The sequence below is a fragment of the Bacillus thuringiensis genome (genome assembly GCF_022095615.2).
Lineage (GTDB): Bacteria > Bacillota > Bacilli > Bacillales > Bacillaceae_G > Bacillus_A > Bacillus_A cereus_AG.
Genome location: NZ_CP155559.1, coordinates 510,922 through 525,225, shown reverse-complemented (window position 1 = coordinate 525,225; position 14,304 = coordinate 510,922). Strand labels below are relative to the sequence as shown.

The following is a 14,304-nucleotide window of genomic DNA, read 5'->3' as shown; positions in this document are numbered from 1 at the left end:
GAACATACATTTATATATGAGAGATAGTTCTCTCAAAACTGAACAAAACGAAACACGGAAACTTATATTGATGAACAGCGTTCATCAATTCTCCATAGAAAGGAGGTGATCCAGCCGCACCTTCCGATACGGCTACCTTGTTACGACTTCACCCCAATCATCTGTCCCACCTTAGGCGGCTGGCTCCATAAAGGTTACCCCACCGACTTCGGGTGTTACAAACTCTCGTGGTGTGACGGGCGGTGTGTACAAGGCCCGGGAACGTATTCACCGCGGCATGCTGATCCGCGATTACTAGCGATTCCAGCTTCATGTAGGCGAGTTGCAGCCTACAATCCGAACTGAGAACGGTTTTATGAGATTAGCTCCACCTCGCGGTCTTGCAGCTCTTTGTACCGTCCATTGTAGCACGTGTGTAGCCCAGGTCATAAGGGGCATGATGATTTGACGTCATCCCCACCTTCCTCCGGTTTGTCACCGGCAGTCACCTTAGAGTGCCCAACTTAATGATGGCAACTAAGATCAAGGGTTGCGCTCGTTGCGGGACTTAACCCAACATCTCACGACACGAGCTGACGACAACCATGCACCACCTGTCACTCTGCTCCCGAAGGAGAAGCCCTATCTCTAGGTTTTTCAGAGGATGTCAAGACCTGGTAAGGTTCTTCGCGTTGCTTCGAATTAAACCACATGCTCCACCGCTTGTGCGGGCCCCCGTCAATTCCTTTGAGTTTCAGCCTTGCGGCCGTACTCCCCAGGCGGAGTGCTTAATGCGTTAACTTCAGCACTAAAGGGCGGAAACCCTCTAACACTTAGCACTCATCGTTTACGGCGTGGACTACCAGGGTATCTAATCCTGTTTGCTCCCCACGCTTTCGCGCCTCAGTGTCAGTTACAGACCAGAAAGTCGCCTTCGCCACTGGTGTTCCTCCATATCTCTACGCATTTCACCGCTACACATGGAATTCCACTTTCCTCTTCTGCACTCAAGTCTCCCAGTTTCCAATGACCCTCCACGGTTGAGCCGTGGGCTTTCACATCAGACTTAAGAAACCACCTGCGCGCGCTTTACGCCCAATAATTCCGGATAACGCTTGCCACCTACGTATTACCGCGGCTGCTGGCACGTAGTTAGCCGTGGCTTTCTGGTTAGGTACCGTCAAGGTGCCAGCTTATTCAACTAGCACTTGTTCTTCCCTAACAACAGAGTTTTACGACCCGAAAGCCTTCATCACTCACGCGGCGTTGCTCCGTCAGACTTTCGTCCATTGCGGAAGATTCCCTACTGCTGCCTCCCGTAGGAGTCTGGGCCGTGTCTCAGTCCCAGTGTGGCCGATCACCCTCTCAGGTCGGCTACGCATCGTTGCCTTGGTGAGCCGTTACCTCACCAACTAGCTAATGCGACGCGGGTCCATCCATAAGTGACAGCCGAAGCCGCCTTTCAATTTCGAACCATGCAGTTCAAAATATTATCCGGTATTAGCCCCGGTTTCCCGGAGTTATCCCAGTCTTATGGGCAGGTTACCCACGTGTTACTCACCCGTCCGCCGCTAACTTCTTGAGAGCAAGCTCTCAATCCATTCGCTCGACTTGCATGTATTAGGCACGCCGCCAGCGTTCATCCTGAGCCAGGATCAAACTCTCCAATAAAGTTAGTTTGTCTAGCATCTAAAAATAAAAATTGACGTTTCACGTTGTTTGTTTCGTTCAGTTTTCAAAGAACTACTCAGTCGCTCATTTGCGACTTCCTTATGTTAACATCTTCGTTTTTCGATGTCAACTAAGTTTTAAAATTTCTTTTTTGTCATTTTCTGCGTTTCCGCATCAGCGACGGTTATTAATATATCATGCAGTATATAAAGGGTCAATACTTTTTATAAAAAAATTTCACATCCCGTTAAAATCTTAAAACCATTATATCCTCCCTTTATTCTTCATCATACTCCATATCTCATATCTTATCGGTTTATCACATTTACGAACGAGTGAAAATTCTAAATTTTATGTTATATTATTATTATAAAGGAGTGGTGAGAATGAGCATTAAGTATTCAAATAAAATCAATAAAATCCGAACCTTTGCATTAAGTTTAGTATTTATCGGCCTCTTCATTGCATACTTAGGTGTCTTTTTTCGTGAAAACATTATTATTATGACAACATTTATGATGGTTGGCTTTTTAGCTGTTATCGCTAGTACTGTTGTTTACTTTTGGATTGGCATGTTATCTACTAAAACTGTACAAATTATTTGTCCAAGCTGCGATAAGCCAACAAAAATGCTCGGTCGTGTCGACGCATGTATGCATTGCAACCAACCTTTAACAATGGATCGAAATCTAGAAGGAAAAGAATTTGATGAGAAATATAATAAGAAGAGCTATAAATCATAGGTATATATGGGTACAATGTAGCCTTACAAAACTAAACATTAAAAGGCGATTCCTTAACCAAGGAATCACCTTTTGTATTTACCCTTAATTAAATTAGGTTCTTCACTGAACATTTTAAATTCCTCCTGAACCCAACGTAATTCCCATATATAATAAAGAAAGAGGTCGACGTAAAGCCGTCGACCTCTTTCTTTATTATATATTACGCCTTATGACACTCTGGACAAACGCCATAAATTTCTAAGCGATGACTATTAATAACGAAGCCTGTCGTTTTCGCAGCTTCCTCTTCAAGCTGTTCCAAACCTCCATAAGGAAAATCAACAATCTTACCACATTTTTCGCAAATCACATGATAATGTTGACTTGTAACATAATCAAATCTACTTGAAGCATCTCCATAAGTTAATTCCTTTACAAGTCCAACCTCTTTAAATACACGTAAGTTATTATAAACAGTTGCAACACTCATATTTGGGAACTTACCTTCTAATGCTTTATAAATGTCATCCGCTGTTGGGTGCGTCATAGATTCCACAAGGTACTCTAAAATAGCATGACGCTGTGGAGTAATGCGTACACCCGTATTTTTCAGCATTTCTAGCGCTTCTTTTAATTCTTCTTTGACCACCGTCATGCACCCCGATTCTATACGGATTATTATTTTATAATTCTTATAAAGAGTGTACTCCTTTTCTTATAAATCGTCAATATTTCTACTATAAGTATGTGGTTTATTTTTGTATATAGCCTTATTCTTATATACCTTGCCCCATTTTCTATACATTTACATAGAAAAAAAGTGCGACATAATCGCACTTGGAATACTATCATCTGAGGAGGTATGCCCTACACTTCACTTTATGTGAGACGATAAAATATGTATAGACACTCGCCTTACTTCTATATATTTTATCGCCACAGTGAATTTACTTTATATAAGAAAGAACATCCTCAATATGTCCTTTCACTTTCACTTTACGCCATTCTTTTACAAGCTCACCGTCTTTATTAATAAGGAATGTAGAACGTTCGATTCCCATGTACTCTTTCCCAAAGTTCTTTTTCAATTTCCAAACATCGTACAATTCTGCTACCTTATGATCTTCATCTACTAAAAGTACAAATGGAAGTTCATGCTTCTCAATGAATTTCAGATGTCTGTTCGCTGAATCAGGGCTTACACCAAGAATAACTGTATCTTTCTCTTGAAATAATCCATATGCATCTCGAAAATCACACGCTTCAGTTGTACACCCTGGAGTCATATCTTTCGGATAAAAATATAGAACTACATTTTTACCACGAAAATCAGCTAAGTGAACTTGTTCCCCGTTACTTCCCTCTAATGTAAATTCTGGAGCCATTTCTCCTACTGTGATCATTGTTATCACTCCTACTCTTTTCTTTACTATATCAAATACTACCTTATTTTTCATTGTCTATTACAGACCTCATGACAAAAGCAAACGGTAATGTATATCCAATTAGCGCTTCTGCAATCGCAATCCATCTCCCTATTCCAATCGGAGCTATATCACCGTACCCAACGGACAATAAAGTAACTGCGCTAAAATATAAGCAAATTTCTACAAGTTGAAAAGATTGGGCATGCAAGCTTTCTCCATCTTCTTTCAAAACTGCAAAGCCCATTTCTTCTAATACAACATAACTTAACCCAAACGCAATCAATACCGTTGTATAAATTAAAAATAGGGAGGCTAAATTATAAAGCGAAAAGAAACGCCTAGAATCTGAATATGAACTCCATAACAATTGGACACTTCTCAAAATAGCAATTGCTGCAATTAATAGAATAAATCCCCATAACATGTCCTCCACCTCATTTTATATGTATGAGATGGCCATTGGATTTATCCCTTAGAAACAAACAAGCTTCTATAATTAATTCCCAGCACCACGGTACCTTTTTACCCCTTGATTCCAAAGAGTGATTGCAATCGTAAAACAGATAACACCAACGAATGGTGTCGCAAACGCATAGCTATTCCACTCTGTTTTTCTTAAAAAGTATGCTGCTGGATATACTCCGACAAACGCAAATGGTAAAACAAACGTTAAAATGAAGCGAATCACACGGTTATAAATGTTAACAGGATAACGACCATAGTTACCTATGTTATACATTAGCGGCATAATTGAACTTTTCGCATCCGACCAAAAACCAAGGCTTGCAAGCGTAACAAATATCCCTCCGTATACAAGGGCTCCCCCTCCTACCATCAGTAAGAATAAGAAGAAATCGTACCAGTAAAAAGATAATTGCAACTCGACTGCTGCGTAGCCCATTACAATTATTCCTGTAATCGCTCCAATTAAAGATTCAAGCTCCATTCTTTCTAATATAATTTGAAACAAACTATGAATCGGTCTTGTTAATATACGATCCATTTCTCCTTTAATAATGTAACGATCATTAAAGTCCCATATGTTAAAGAAAGCCGAGAAAATAGCAAACGGCACTAAAAAGAAACCATAAATAAAGATTACTTCTTCTCTACTCCAGCCTTTTAATGCTTGTGTATGCCCAAACACAACGAGAATAAAGATTAAATTAACAGCCTGTAGTGATAAATCAGAAAGTAATCCAACGATAAAATCGCCCCGATACTCCAATTTTGTTTTTATATATTGGCTTGCATATTGCAAAAATAGGTTTATATATATCATCTCATCATCCCCCCTGTACAATTAGACGTTTTCTCGCCGTTCTCCACATGAGTACAATTGGAATGATAAGTACAATTGCCCAAATTACTTGGAATAATAATGCCTCATACAATTTACTTCCTTGTATACCTTCTGAAAAAATCATACTCGGAATATAACTAATGGCCTGAAACGGCAAAAACACCATTGCCTTTTGGGCCCATAATGGATAAAAACTAATTGGTAATAATAGACCCGAAAATAAATCAATAACAACACGTTTTGCATACATAATTCCACTATTGTTAAATAGGAAGAACGTGAGCATTCCCGTCATTAAATTAATTTGTGTATTAATAATAAAACTAAATATTAAAGATAAGAAGAAATATAACCACGTTTGAAAATTCGTTGTAATTTGCAATGAAAATAATAAGGTAACGATAACCATACCTGGAATTGAAAAGAAGGCAAAACGAAATATTCCCTCACCGAGACCTTGCATCACTTTCATCCCTAAATAGTTATATGGACGAATCAGTTCTACCGCTACACGTCCTTCTTGAATTTCCATCGCAATTTCCCTATCTATATTATTAAAATAAAAGGCACGTGCCATCCACGCAATTGCGATATACGTAGTCATTTGCGAAATAGATAAACTTTCAATATTCTCTTTTCCGCTATAAATTGCTTGCCATAAAAAATAATACGCACCGATATTAATTGTATAAATTAAAATCCCGCTATAATAGTTTGTACGATACGCAAGCATCATTAAAAAGCGAATCCGAATCATTTCAATGTACTTACCCATGTTTAATACCTTCTTCATAAATGTTACGAATGATTTCCTCTGTAGACACTTCGTTAATTTTTAAATCTTTAATTTGAAAGGCCTGTACTACTTTAGAAATAAGCATTGAAATGATAACTTCTTCATTCGGTATTTTTGCAACCCACGCGTTTTCCTCTTTCGCTTTCGACCAAACGACATGACTATCTGGCATAACCATTGATAAAGCCTGATAGGAAACTGGTGCAATAAATTGAAAATGTATTTCCTTCTCTGCTCCCCACTGCGTACGAAGATTATTTAAAGAACCGTCATACATAATATTTCCTTCATCCAGCATGATAACACGCTCACATAAAGCTTCAATATCAGTAATATCATGAGTTGTTAATAAAATTGTTGTTTTATAACGTTCATTCATTTCTTTTAAAAATTCACGTATTTTCAATTTCACAAGAACATCTAGCCCAATTGTTGGTTCATCTAAAAATAATAACGGCGGATTATGAATTAATGCTGCCGCTAATTCACAACGCATTCTTTGACCAAGAGATAACTTTCGCACTGGCTTATCTAATAAAGGACCAATATCTAACGTTTCAATCACGTGCTCCATATGTTCTTTATACTGAGCATCTGATACACCGTACACTTTTTTTAATAAACGAAACGACTCTTGTACAGCAATATCCCACCAAAGTTGCGAGCGTTGACCGAAAACAACACCAATTGTTCTTACAAATTCTTCTCTCTGCTTATGCGGATTCATCCCATTTACTAAAATTTCTCCTGATGTCGGCGTCAAAATCCCAGTAAGCATTTTAATTGTCGTTGATTTACCGGCACCATTCTCACCAATATACCCAACCATTTCACCTTGTTTCACAGTAAAAGATACATCATTTACTGCTGGTACTATTTTATAATTACGATTTAATAAATCGCGAAATGCACCCTTTAAACCCGGACGACTTGAATAGGCTGTAAACTCTTTACGTAACCCTTGTACCTCAATTACCGATTTCATAACCGGACCCCCTTCCTAAATGTCACAACGAATAGTTTACCCAACTGCCTTCTCTATCACAAACAATACGTCTTTTCGAAAAACATGTTAGAATAATACATAGATTTTTGTAAGGAGATGAATTGTAGTGAAATTCACAAAATCAGAAGCATTACATAAAGAAGCTTTAGAACATATCGTTGGCGGCGTTAATAGTCCTTCTCGTTCTTTTAAAGCAGTTGGCGGCGGCGCTCCTGTTGCTATGGAACGTGGAAAAGGTGCTTATTTCTGGGATGTAGACGGAAATAAATATATCGATTATTTAGCAGCATACGGTCCTATTATTACTGGACATGCTCACCCGCACATTACAAAAGCAATTACAACAGCCGCTGAAAACGGTGTACTTTACGGAACACCAACAGCACTAGAAGTAAAATTCGCGAAAATGTTAAAAGAAGCAATGCCTGCATTAGATAAAGTCCGCTTCGTAAACTCTGGTACTGAATCAGTAATGACAACAATTCGTGTCGCTCGTGCTTACACAGGCCGCACAAAAATTATGAAATTTGCTGGTTGTTACCACGGTCATTCTGATTTAGTACTTGTAGCAGCCGGATCTGGCCCTTCTACGCTAGGAACTCCTGACTCAGCCGGTGTACCACAAAGTATCGCTCAAGAAGTTATTACCGTTCCATTTAATAATGTAGAAACTTTAAAAGAAGCATTAGATAAATGGGGACATGAAGTAGCAGCTATCCTTGTAGAACCGATTGTTGGAAACTTCGGTATTGTAGAGCCAAAACCTGGCTTCCTTGAGAAAGTAAATGAGCTTGTCCATGAAGCTGGTGCATTAGTAATTTATGATGAAGTTATTACTGCTTTCCGCTTTATGTACGGTGGTGCTCAAGACTTACTTGGCGTAACACCAGACTTAACTGCGCTTGGTAAAGTGATCGGCGGCGGACTTCCAATTGGCGCTTACGGTGGTAAGAAAGAAATTATGGAACAAGTTGCCCCGCTTGGACCTGCATACCAAGCAGGTACAATGGCAGGAAACCCTGCTTCTATGGCATCAGGTATCGCTTGCTTAGAAGTACTTCAACAAAAAGGCGTATACGAGAAATTAGATGAACTTGGCGCTATGCTTGAAAAAGGTATTTTAGAGCAAGCTACAAAACATAACATCGATATTACACTAAACCGCCTAAAGGGTGCATTAACTGTATACTTCACGAGAAATACAATTGAAGATTACGATGCAGCCAAAAATACAGATGGTGAAATGTTCGGTAGATTCTTCAAACTTATGCTTCAAGAAGGTATTAATTTAGCACCATCTAAATATGAAGCATGGTTCTTAACGACAGAACATACAAAAGAAGATATCGAATATACAATTGAAGCTGTTGGAAGAGCATTTGCTACTTTAGCAGACAATAAATAATACTGTCATTACAAGGAAAAAAGAAAGCTTACCTTTCTTTTTTCCTTTTTTCTATTTCATAAATCCCGCATTAATAGTATAATTATTCATAATTATCTGTTTTATATTCTTTTAGATCGTTATTATCTCTGTGTACAAGGTGATTTACACCTTAAATAGTAAGATTATTCAATCTTTTACAAGAGGGGGGATTGACGGATGCTCAATAAAAAAAATACATGGACACCGTCTTTATTTCGAGATTATAAAAATGCAGAACATGATGCGTGTGGAATCGTTTCCGTTATGGAGAAACGAAAAATTGCCACGAAAGAAAACATTGATCTTTGCATACAATCACTAGTCAAAATGAATCATCGAGCTGGTTTCATTAATGGTGAAGGAGATGGTATCGGAATTCACATTGATGTCCCAAAAGCACTTTGGAATGAAAAGCTGAAAAATAACGGATACAATCCAACGATTGTGGATCATCCCCACTTTATCGTTGGACATTTTTTTCTAAATAAAAACGCAAATATAGTTAATTTAAAAAATCATATTCGTACGCAATTAAATAATGAAAGTTTTACTATTATTTTTGAAAGTGATGATGTAATAAATTCCGATGCACTCGGTCCACTTGGTAAACAGGAAGAACCTTTATTTTGGCAAGTTGCCCTTATCGCAGAAAATGAAGTTAAAAATATTGAGCAAACATTATTTTCAGTAACGATAAAAATAGAGGAAAATGAAGCTATTCATGTTGCTTCATTAAGTCGTGACCATGTTGTATATAAAGTTCTAGGTGCTGGGGATACACTTGTTGCCTATTACAACGATTTACAACATCCACTTATCGCTTCAACTATGACACTAGGACATAACCGCTATTCTACTAATACATTATCTAATTTTTTTCGTGTACAACCATTTAGCGTTCTCGGACATAATGGTGAAATTAACACAATTGCAAAATTACGTGATCAAGCTGACATGATTCATGTTCCACTTACTGCTGGGGGCAGTGACTCCCAAGATTTAAACCGCACCTTAGAAACTCTACTTGTTCAATACGACTACAGTTTATTTGAAGCAATGGATATACTATTCCCACCAATTATTAATGAAATGAAACTTTATGAACCGCATTTACAAGATTTATATACGTATATACGTGAAGCTTGGGGCCATTTTGCGCAAGGTCCAGCTGGTATTATTTCACGTTATAAAGATGAGGCTGTTTTCAGCGTTGATTCCCTTGGACTACGACCAGTGTGGAAAGTAGAGACAGCGAGTTCTTATGTTTTCTCTTCTGAACCTGGAGTTGTATCACCAACTGAATATGTAGCAGAACCAAAACCACTCGCTCCTGGAGAAAAGGTCGGTCTAAAGTGGAATGAACAAGATGAACTTGTACTCTACGAATACGATGACTACCAAACTCAAGTATATAACCGTTTTAAAAAGCGAGTTGATACGAAAGATTATCATTTAAACTTATCTATCCCTGAAACGAAAGAAATCCCTGGATTATGTAATTCTATACAAGTCGAAACGAAACAATACGTTGCTTTTGGATGGGACCGAGAACATATTCAGCTTCTTGAACAGATGGCAACAAAAGGCGTTGAGCCAATTCGCTCACTTGGGCATGACTCACCACTTGCAGCACTCGATACTGATAGACGAAATATCGCTGACTTCATTAAGGAAAGTGTAGCCGTTGTTACAAATCCAGCAATCGATCGTGATCGAGAGGTCGAACACTTCTCCACACGAACGATACTTGGAGAGCGCCCAAGTTTATTACGCGGTGCTAAACAGCCATTTGTAGTTGAGATGCTTTCCCCCATTATTTTAGAAGGAAGTGTAGCACAATCTATTACAGAGGAATTACACACAATTACGTACGAACAACTTATACAGCTATTCAATACCCATAGCTCTATCGCTACAATCTCTGCTACATTCAGTCCGACAGAAACTTTACAATGCGCCTTAAATCGAATTAGTTCTGAAGCGATAAAGGCCGTGAACGATGGAGCTACCATACTATTAATAGACGATGCCAACGCTCATCTAAATGAACGCTTATGGATTGATCCGCATTTAGTTACCGCTAAAGTACATCAAGTATTAAGCGAAAATAAATTACGCCGAAACTGCTCTCTCGTTATACGTTCTGGTGCCCTTCGCTCCTTACATGATATCGTCACACTGTATGGATTAGGAGCAGATAGTATAAATCCATATTTATTATTTGCAACCGTAAATGATGGGACAAAAACACCCATTACGAATTTATATCATGCTCTTAATAAAGGACTGGAAAAAGTCATTTCCACAATTGGAATTCATGAATTGCGTGGTTACGGTCGCCTCTATTCTTCTATCGGATTACATGAGGAAATCGCAAATATATTACAAATTACGAATTTCCTCGGTTCAAATGATTTAGCTTTTTCTCTTGAGTCACTTGCTGAAGATGCACAAATGCGAGCAGATGATTATAACAATCCTAAAGTTAGAATGCGCAAATCTTTTCATATATTCCCGCGAATTTGGAAAGCAATCGGCGATGTCGCAAAAGGAAACTCTTATGATGATTACCGTGAAAAGTTAAGTGAATTAGAAGAAAATAACCCAATCGCAATTAGACACCTTGTTCAAACGAAACAAACACAACATGTAATTCCCGCTGAAGAAGTATCCATCAGTATCCAAAACCATAATTTACCATTTATTATCAGTTCCATGTCATTCGGTTCTCAAAATGAAGTCGCCTTTCGCGCATATGCAGAAGCGGCCGATCAGCTAAATATGATTAGTTTAAACGGTGAAGGCGGAGAAATTAAAGATATGATTGGAAAGTATCCGCATACACGTGGACAACAAGTTGCATCTGGGCGATTTGGCGTAAACGCCGAACTACTAAATTCATCAAACTTAATTGAAATAAAAATCGGTCAAGGTGCAAAGCCTGGTGAAGGTGGACATTTACCAGGTTCAAAAGTAACAGCCAAAATCGCTGAAGCACGTAACGCTACAATTGGCTCAGATTTAATTTCACCTTCTAACAACCATGATATTTATTCCATTGAAGATTTGGCTCAAATGATTACAGAGATTAAAACGGCTAATCAACTTGCGAAAGTAGCTGTAAAAGTCCCTGTCGTCCCTAACATTGGAACAATTGCTGTCGGTATCGCAAAAGCGGGTGCTGATTTTATTAACATTAGCGGATTTGATGGTGGTACAGGAGCTGCACGTATTCACGCATTGCAACATGTAGGGCTTCCTGTAGAAATCGGTGTGAAAGCCGCTCACAATGCTTTATTAGAAGCAAATATGAGACATAAAGTAGAAATTTGGGCTGACGGTGGTATTCGAAGTGTGAATGATGCCTTAAAAATCATGCTTCTTGGGGCAAATCGCATTGGATTTGGCACATTATCGATGATCGCAATCGGCTGTACAACTTGCCGCGGATGTCATCTAGATACTTGTCACGTTGGAATTGCAACACAAATTGAGTCTGAAGCTCAGGCGAAAGAACACGGATTACGCCGCTTCGTCCCGCGTGAATTAGAAAGCGCCGTCGCTGGATTATTACATTTATTCACCACTTTTGGCGTAGAACTAAAACGATTAACAGGAAATCTTGGTTATACAAATTTACAAGAAATTGTCGGGCGTTCCGATTTATTAGAACAAATTCGAGGCGAAAATTTATTAGACTTATGTAATTTACTACAAACGATAGAATATCCATCTGTCACAAAAACAGAATACGTACCGGAAAAACAATTTGAAACAGTTCATTCCCCTCATTCAAAAGAATTAGTAGGCGTTGGTGTAGAGCAACGCGTTATGGGTGGTCTAGAATCTTGCTATCGCGTTCGTAGTAAATTATATGAAGACACGAAGCTTGAACCACTTACATTAAAGTATACGAATGGCTCTATTCCTGGAAATGGATTAGGCGCTTACAATAGCGAGAACTTATTTATACATGTAAATGGCGGTGCACAAGATGGCATTGGTAAAACCTCCTTTGGTGGTGGTATTTATATAACGAAAGCCAAAGGAAAAGACGGCATATATTATAACGGTTCTGTCGGAAAAGGTTTTGGATACGGTGCACAAAAAGGAGCGCTATACGTGCAAGGTAACGCCGATGCTCGTGCTGGTATCCGCCTCTCTGGAGCAGACATGATAATTGGAGGGCGTATGACAAAGCCACTCCGTGAAAAAGAACAAGGGAATATAGGTGCATACTCTAATATTAAAGGTTTCGCTTTTGAATATATGACAAATGGGCGAGCGCTTGTTTTAGGGGACCCTGGCCCATGGATCTGTGCTGGTATGACTGGCGGTGTTGTTTATTTACGTCATGATTCAAGCTTAGGTTTAACAGAACAGGCTTTAAAAAGAAGAATCGCAAAAGGAGCAAATGTTACATTACAGCCAATTAGTAAAAATGGTGTGCAAGATGTGACTGAGTTATTGCTAGATTACATTCGTGTCTTAAATGAGCATGAGCAATACGAGGAAGTTGCTTTATTAACACCGTTACTCGATGATATGCAGCAACAGTTTTTTGAAATTATCCCGAAAAAAGAGCAGGCTGACCCGTCTATCTCAACAGAGTGATATACTTAACCTTCATTTTCAAGAATGAATTGACGAAGTACACTTCTCATAGTAATCTATAGTAACAATTTGAAACCTGCTGAAATTCAGCAGGTTTTTTTACTAAAAATTGATGTTTAAAAAGAATTAGGAAAAAGTATAAAATGAATCTTAATTTCTTATTAACGTCACTAAAATATCACTTGCTAACATATTGTAATGAATGTATAGTATCATGTTGTACATTCATTATGACAAGAGAAAGGATCTTATTAAGGGTATGAAACTTGGTGCTCGCATTTTAAAAACGGGTATTGCCATCACATTAGCTTTATTTGCTTGTATTTTACTTCAATTACCGAGTCCAGTATTTGCCGGAATCTCAGCTATATTCGCTGTTCAACCGTCTGTATACCGCTCGTATTTAACAGCTCTTGAGCAAATTCAAGCAAACGTCATTGGTGCGGTATTCGCTATCGTATTTGCTACTGCTTTTGGACATAATCCTTTTATTATTGGATTAACATGTATATTAGTAATTGCGCTTACGTTACAATTACGATTAGAAAACACAATATCAATTGCTTTAGTAACAGTTATCGCCATTATGGAGTATCAGGGCGAAGATTTCTTTAGTTTTGCCTTACTTCGCTTTGCGACGATTATGATTGGAATTATTGCGGCTTCACTTGTAAATTTAGTGTTTATGCCGCCAAAATACGAAACAAAGCTATATCATCGTATCGTTGATAATACAGAAGAAATTGTAAAATGGATTCGAATGAATAGCAGGCAAGCTTCTGATTTTACAACGCTAAAAACTGATATTGATCGTATGAAAGAAAAAATGATCAAACTAAACCATTACTATTTGCTGTATAAAGAAGAAAGAAGCTACACGAAAAAAGTAAAGTTCGCAAAAATTCGTAAGCTCGTTTTATTCAGACAAATGTTAGCGACGACAAGCCGTGCTTTAAGTACGTTAAAATCATTACACCGTACTGAAAATGAACTGCGCTATATGCCAGAAGAATTTCAGGAATCTATCCAAAACGAACTTGACTCATTAACCCATTACCATGAACAAGTTTTATTAAAATTTATTGGTAAAGCAAAAAAACAACAATCCGTTGAAATGCTTGATGAAGTTGAAACAGGTAAACAAGAATTAATTGATATCTTTATGGATTATCAAAACAAAGACGATGAGGAAGCGTATAAAACATGGTTACACCTCTTCCCTCTTATTTCTGCCATTATTAACTATAGTGAAGAAGTAGAGCATTTAGATTTACTTGTGGATAGCTTCTACACATACCATAAACCAGAAGCAGAACTCCAAATCGAAGATAAAAAAGAAGACGAATAAAGAAAACAG

The 14,304-nt window shown here is 38.2% G+C and carries 10 protein-coding genes and 1 rRNA gene; 4 read left to right on the top strand and 7 right to left on the bottom strand.

The window, feature by feature from the left end; genetic code table 11:
• Nucleotides 1-98: 98 nt before the first annotated feature.
• Nucleotides 99-1,650: ribosomal RNA gene (locus KZZ19_RS02680) — 16S ribosomal RNA — on the bottom strand.
• 386 nt (nucleotides 1,651-2,036) lie between these two features.
• Between KZZ19_RS02680 and KZZ19_RS02675 the strand changes: the two genes are divergently transcribed.
• Nucleotides 2,037-2,393, top strand: a complete 357-nt coding sequence (locus KZZ19_RS02675) for a YgzB family protein (RefSeq protein ID WP_000025063.1) — start codon at nucleotides 2,037-2,039, stop codon at nucleotides 2,391-2,393.
• Between the two features lie 202 nt (nucleotides 2,394-2,595).
• Here KZZ19_RS02675 and perR read toward each other — a convergent pair whose 3' ends face one another.
• The 6 genes from perR to KZZ19_RS02645 all read right to left on the bottom strand — a co-directional run bounded on the left by perR (nucleotide 2,596) and on the right by KZZ19_RS02645 (nucleotide 6,886).
• Complete coding sequence (gene perR, locus KZZ19_RS02670; protein WP_000237831.1) at nucleotides 2,596-3,024, bottom strand: peroxide-responsive transcriptional repressor PerR; 429 nt, start codon at nucleotides 3,022-3,024, stop codon at nucleotides 2,596-2,598.
• Between the two features lie 298 nt (nucleotides 3,025-3,322).
• The gene (bcp, locus tag KZZ19_RS02665; protein ID WP_087957266.1) at nucleotides 3,323-3,778 is read right to left on the bottom strand and encodes a thioredoxin-dependent thiol peroxidase; all 456 of its coding nucleotides are present in this window, start codon (nucleotides 3,776-3,778) and stop codon (nucleotides 3,323-3,325) included.
• A 43-nt stretch (nucleotides 3,779-3,821) separates the two neighbouring features.
• Entirely contained in the window at nucleotides 3,822-4,226 is a 405-nt protein-coding gene (locus tag KZZ19_RS02660; RefSeq protein WP_000964347.1) for a potassium channel family protein, read from the bottom strand.
• 72 nt (nucleotides 4,227-4,298) lie between these two features.
• Nucleotides 4,299-5,084: an ABC transporter permease gene (locus tag KZZ19_RS02655; RefSeq protein ID WP_061676757.1), complete on the bottom strand. Its 786-nt coding sequence runs from the start codon at nucleotides 5,082-5,084 to the stop codon at nucleotides 4,299-4,301.
• 4 nt (nucleotides 5,085-5,088) lie between these two features.
• A complete protein-coding gene (locus tag KZZ19_RS02650; RefSeq protein WP_000521523.1) occupies nucleotides 5,089-5,880 on the bottom strand; it encodes an ABC transporter permease in 792 nt (263 codons plus the stop codon).
• Entirely contained in the window at nucleotides 5,873-6,886 is a 1,014-nt protein-coding gene (locus KZZ19_RS02645) for an ABC transporter ATP-binding protein (protein ID WP_000843649.1), read from the bottom strand. Before KZZ19_RS02645 ends, KZZ19_RS02650 begins: the two co-directional genes overlap by 8 nt.
• Nucleotides 6,887-7,013: 127 nt before the next feature.
• Between KZZ19_RS02645 and hemL the strand changes: the two genes are divergently transcribed.
• The 3 genes from hemL to KZZ19_RS02630 all read left to right on the top strand — a co-directional run bounded on the left by hemL (nucleotide 7,014) and on the right by KZZ19_RS02630 (nucleotide 14,295).
• Complete coding sequence (gene hemL / locus KZZ19_RS02640) at nucleotides 7,014-8,312, top strand: glutamate-1-semialdehyde-2,1-aminomutase (RefSeq protein ID WP_237982163.1); 1,299 nt, start codon at nucleotides 7,014-7,016, stop codon at nucleotides 8,310-8,312.
• 198 nt (nucleotides 8,313-8,510) lie between these two features.
• Complete coding sequence (locus tag KZZ19_RS02635; protein WP_237982164.1) at nucleotides 8,511-12,947, top strand: glutamate synthase-related protein; 4,437 nt, start codon at nucleotides 8,511-8,513, stop codon at nucleotides 12,945-12,947.
• A 259-nt stretch (nucleotides 12,948-13,206) separates the two neighbouring features.
• Nucleotides 13,207-14,295: an aromatic acid exporter family protein gene (locus KZZ19_RS02630; protein ID WP_151631828.1), complete on the top strand. Its 1,089-nt coding sequence runs from the start codon at nucleotides 13,207-13,209 to the stop codon at nucleotides 14,293-14,295.
• The last annotated feature ends 9 nt before the right edge of the window (nucleotides 14,296-14,304 follow it).

Bases quoted from the DNA above. Each gene is read 5' to 3' on its own strand.
- KZZ19_RS02675 (WP_000025063.1), top strand. From the start codon at position 2,037: ATGAGCATTAAGTATTCAAATAAAATCAATAAAATCCGAACCTTTGCA.
- bcp (WP_087957266.1), bottom strand. From the start codon at position 3,778: ATGATCACAGTAGGAGAAATGGCTCCAGAATTTACATTAGAGGGAAGT.
- KZZ19_RS02660 (WP_000964347.1), bottom strand. From the start codon at position 4,226: ATGTTATGGGGATTTATTCTATTAATTGCAGCAATTGCTATTTTGAGA.
- KZZ19_RS02655 (WP_061676757.1), bottom strand. From the start codon at position 5,084: ATGATATATATAAACCTATTTTTGCAATATGCAAGCCAATATATAAAA.
- KZZ19_RS02650 (WP_000521523.1), bottom strand. From the start codon at position 5,880: ATGGGTAAGTACATTGAAATGATTCGGATTCGCTTTTTAATGATGCTT.
- KZZ19_RS02645 (WP_000843649.1), bottom strand. From the start codon at position 6,886: ATGAAATCGGTAATTGAGGTACAAGGGTTACGTAAAGAGTTTACAGCC.
- KZZ19_RS02635 (WP_237982164.1), top strand. From the start codon at position 8,511: ATGCTCAATAAAAAAAATACATGGACACCGTCTTTATTTCGAGATTAT.
- KZZ19_RS02630 (WP_151631828.1), top strand. From the start codon at position 13,207: ATGAAACTTGGTGCTCGCATTTTAAAAACGGGTATTGCCATCACATTA.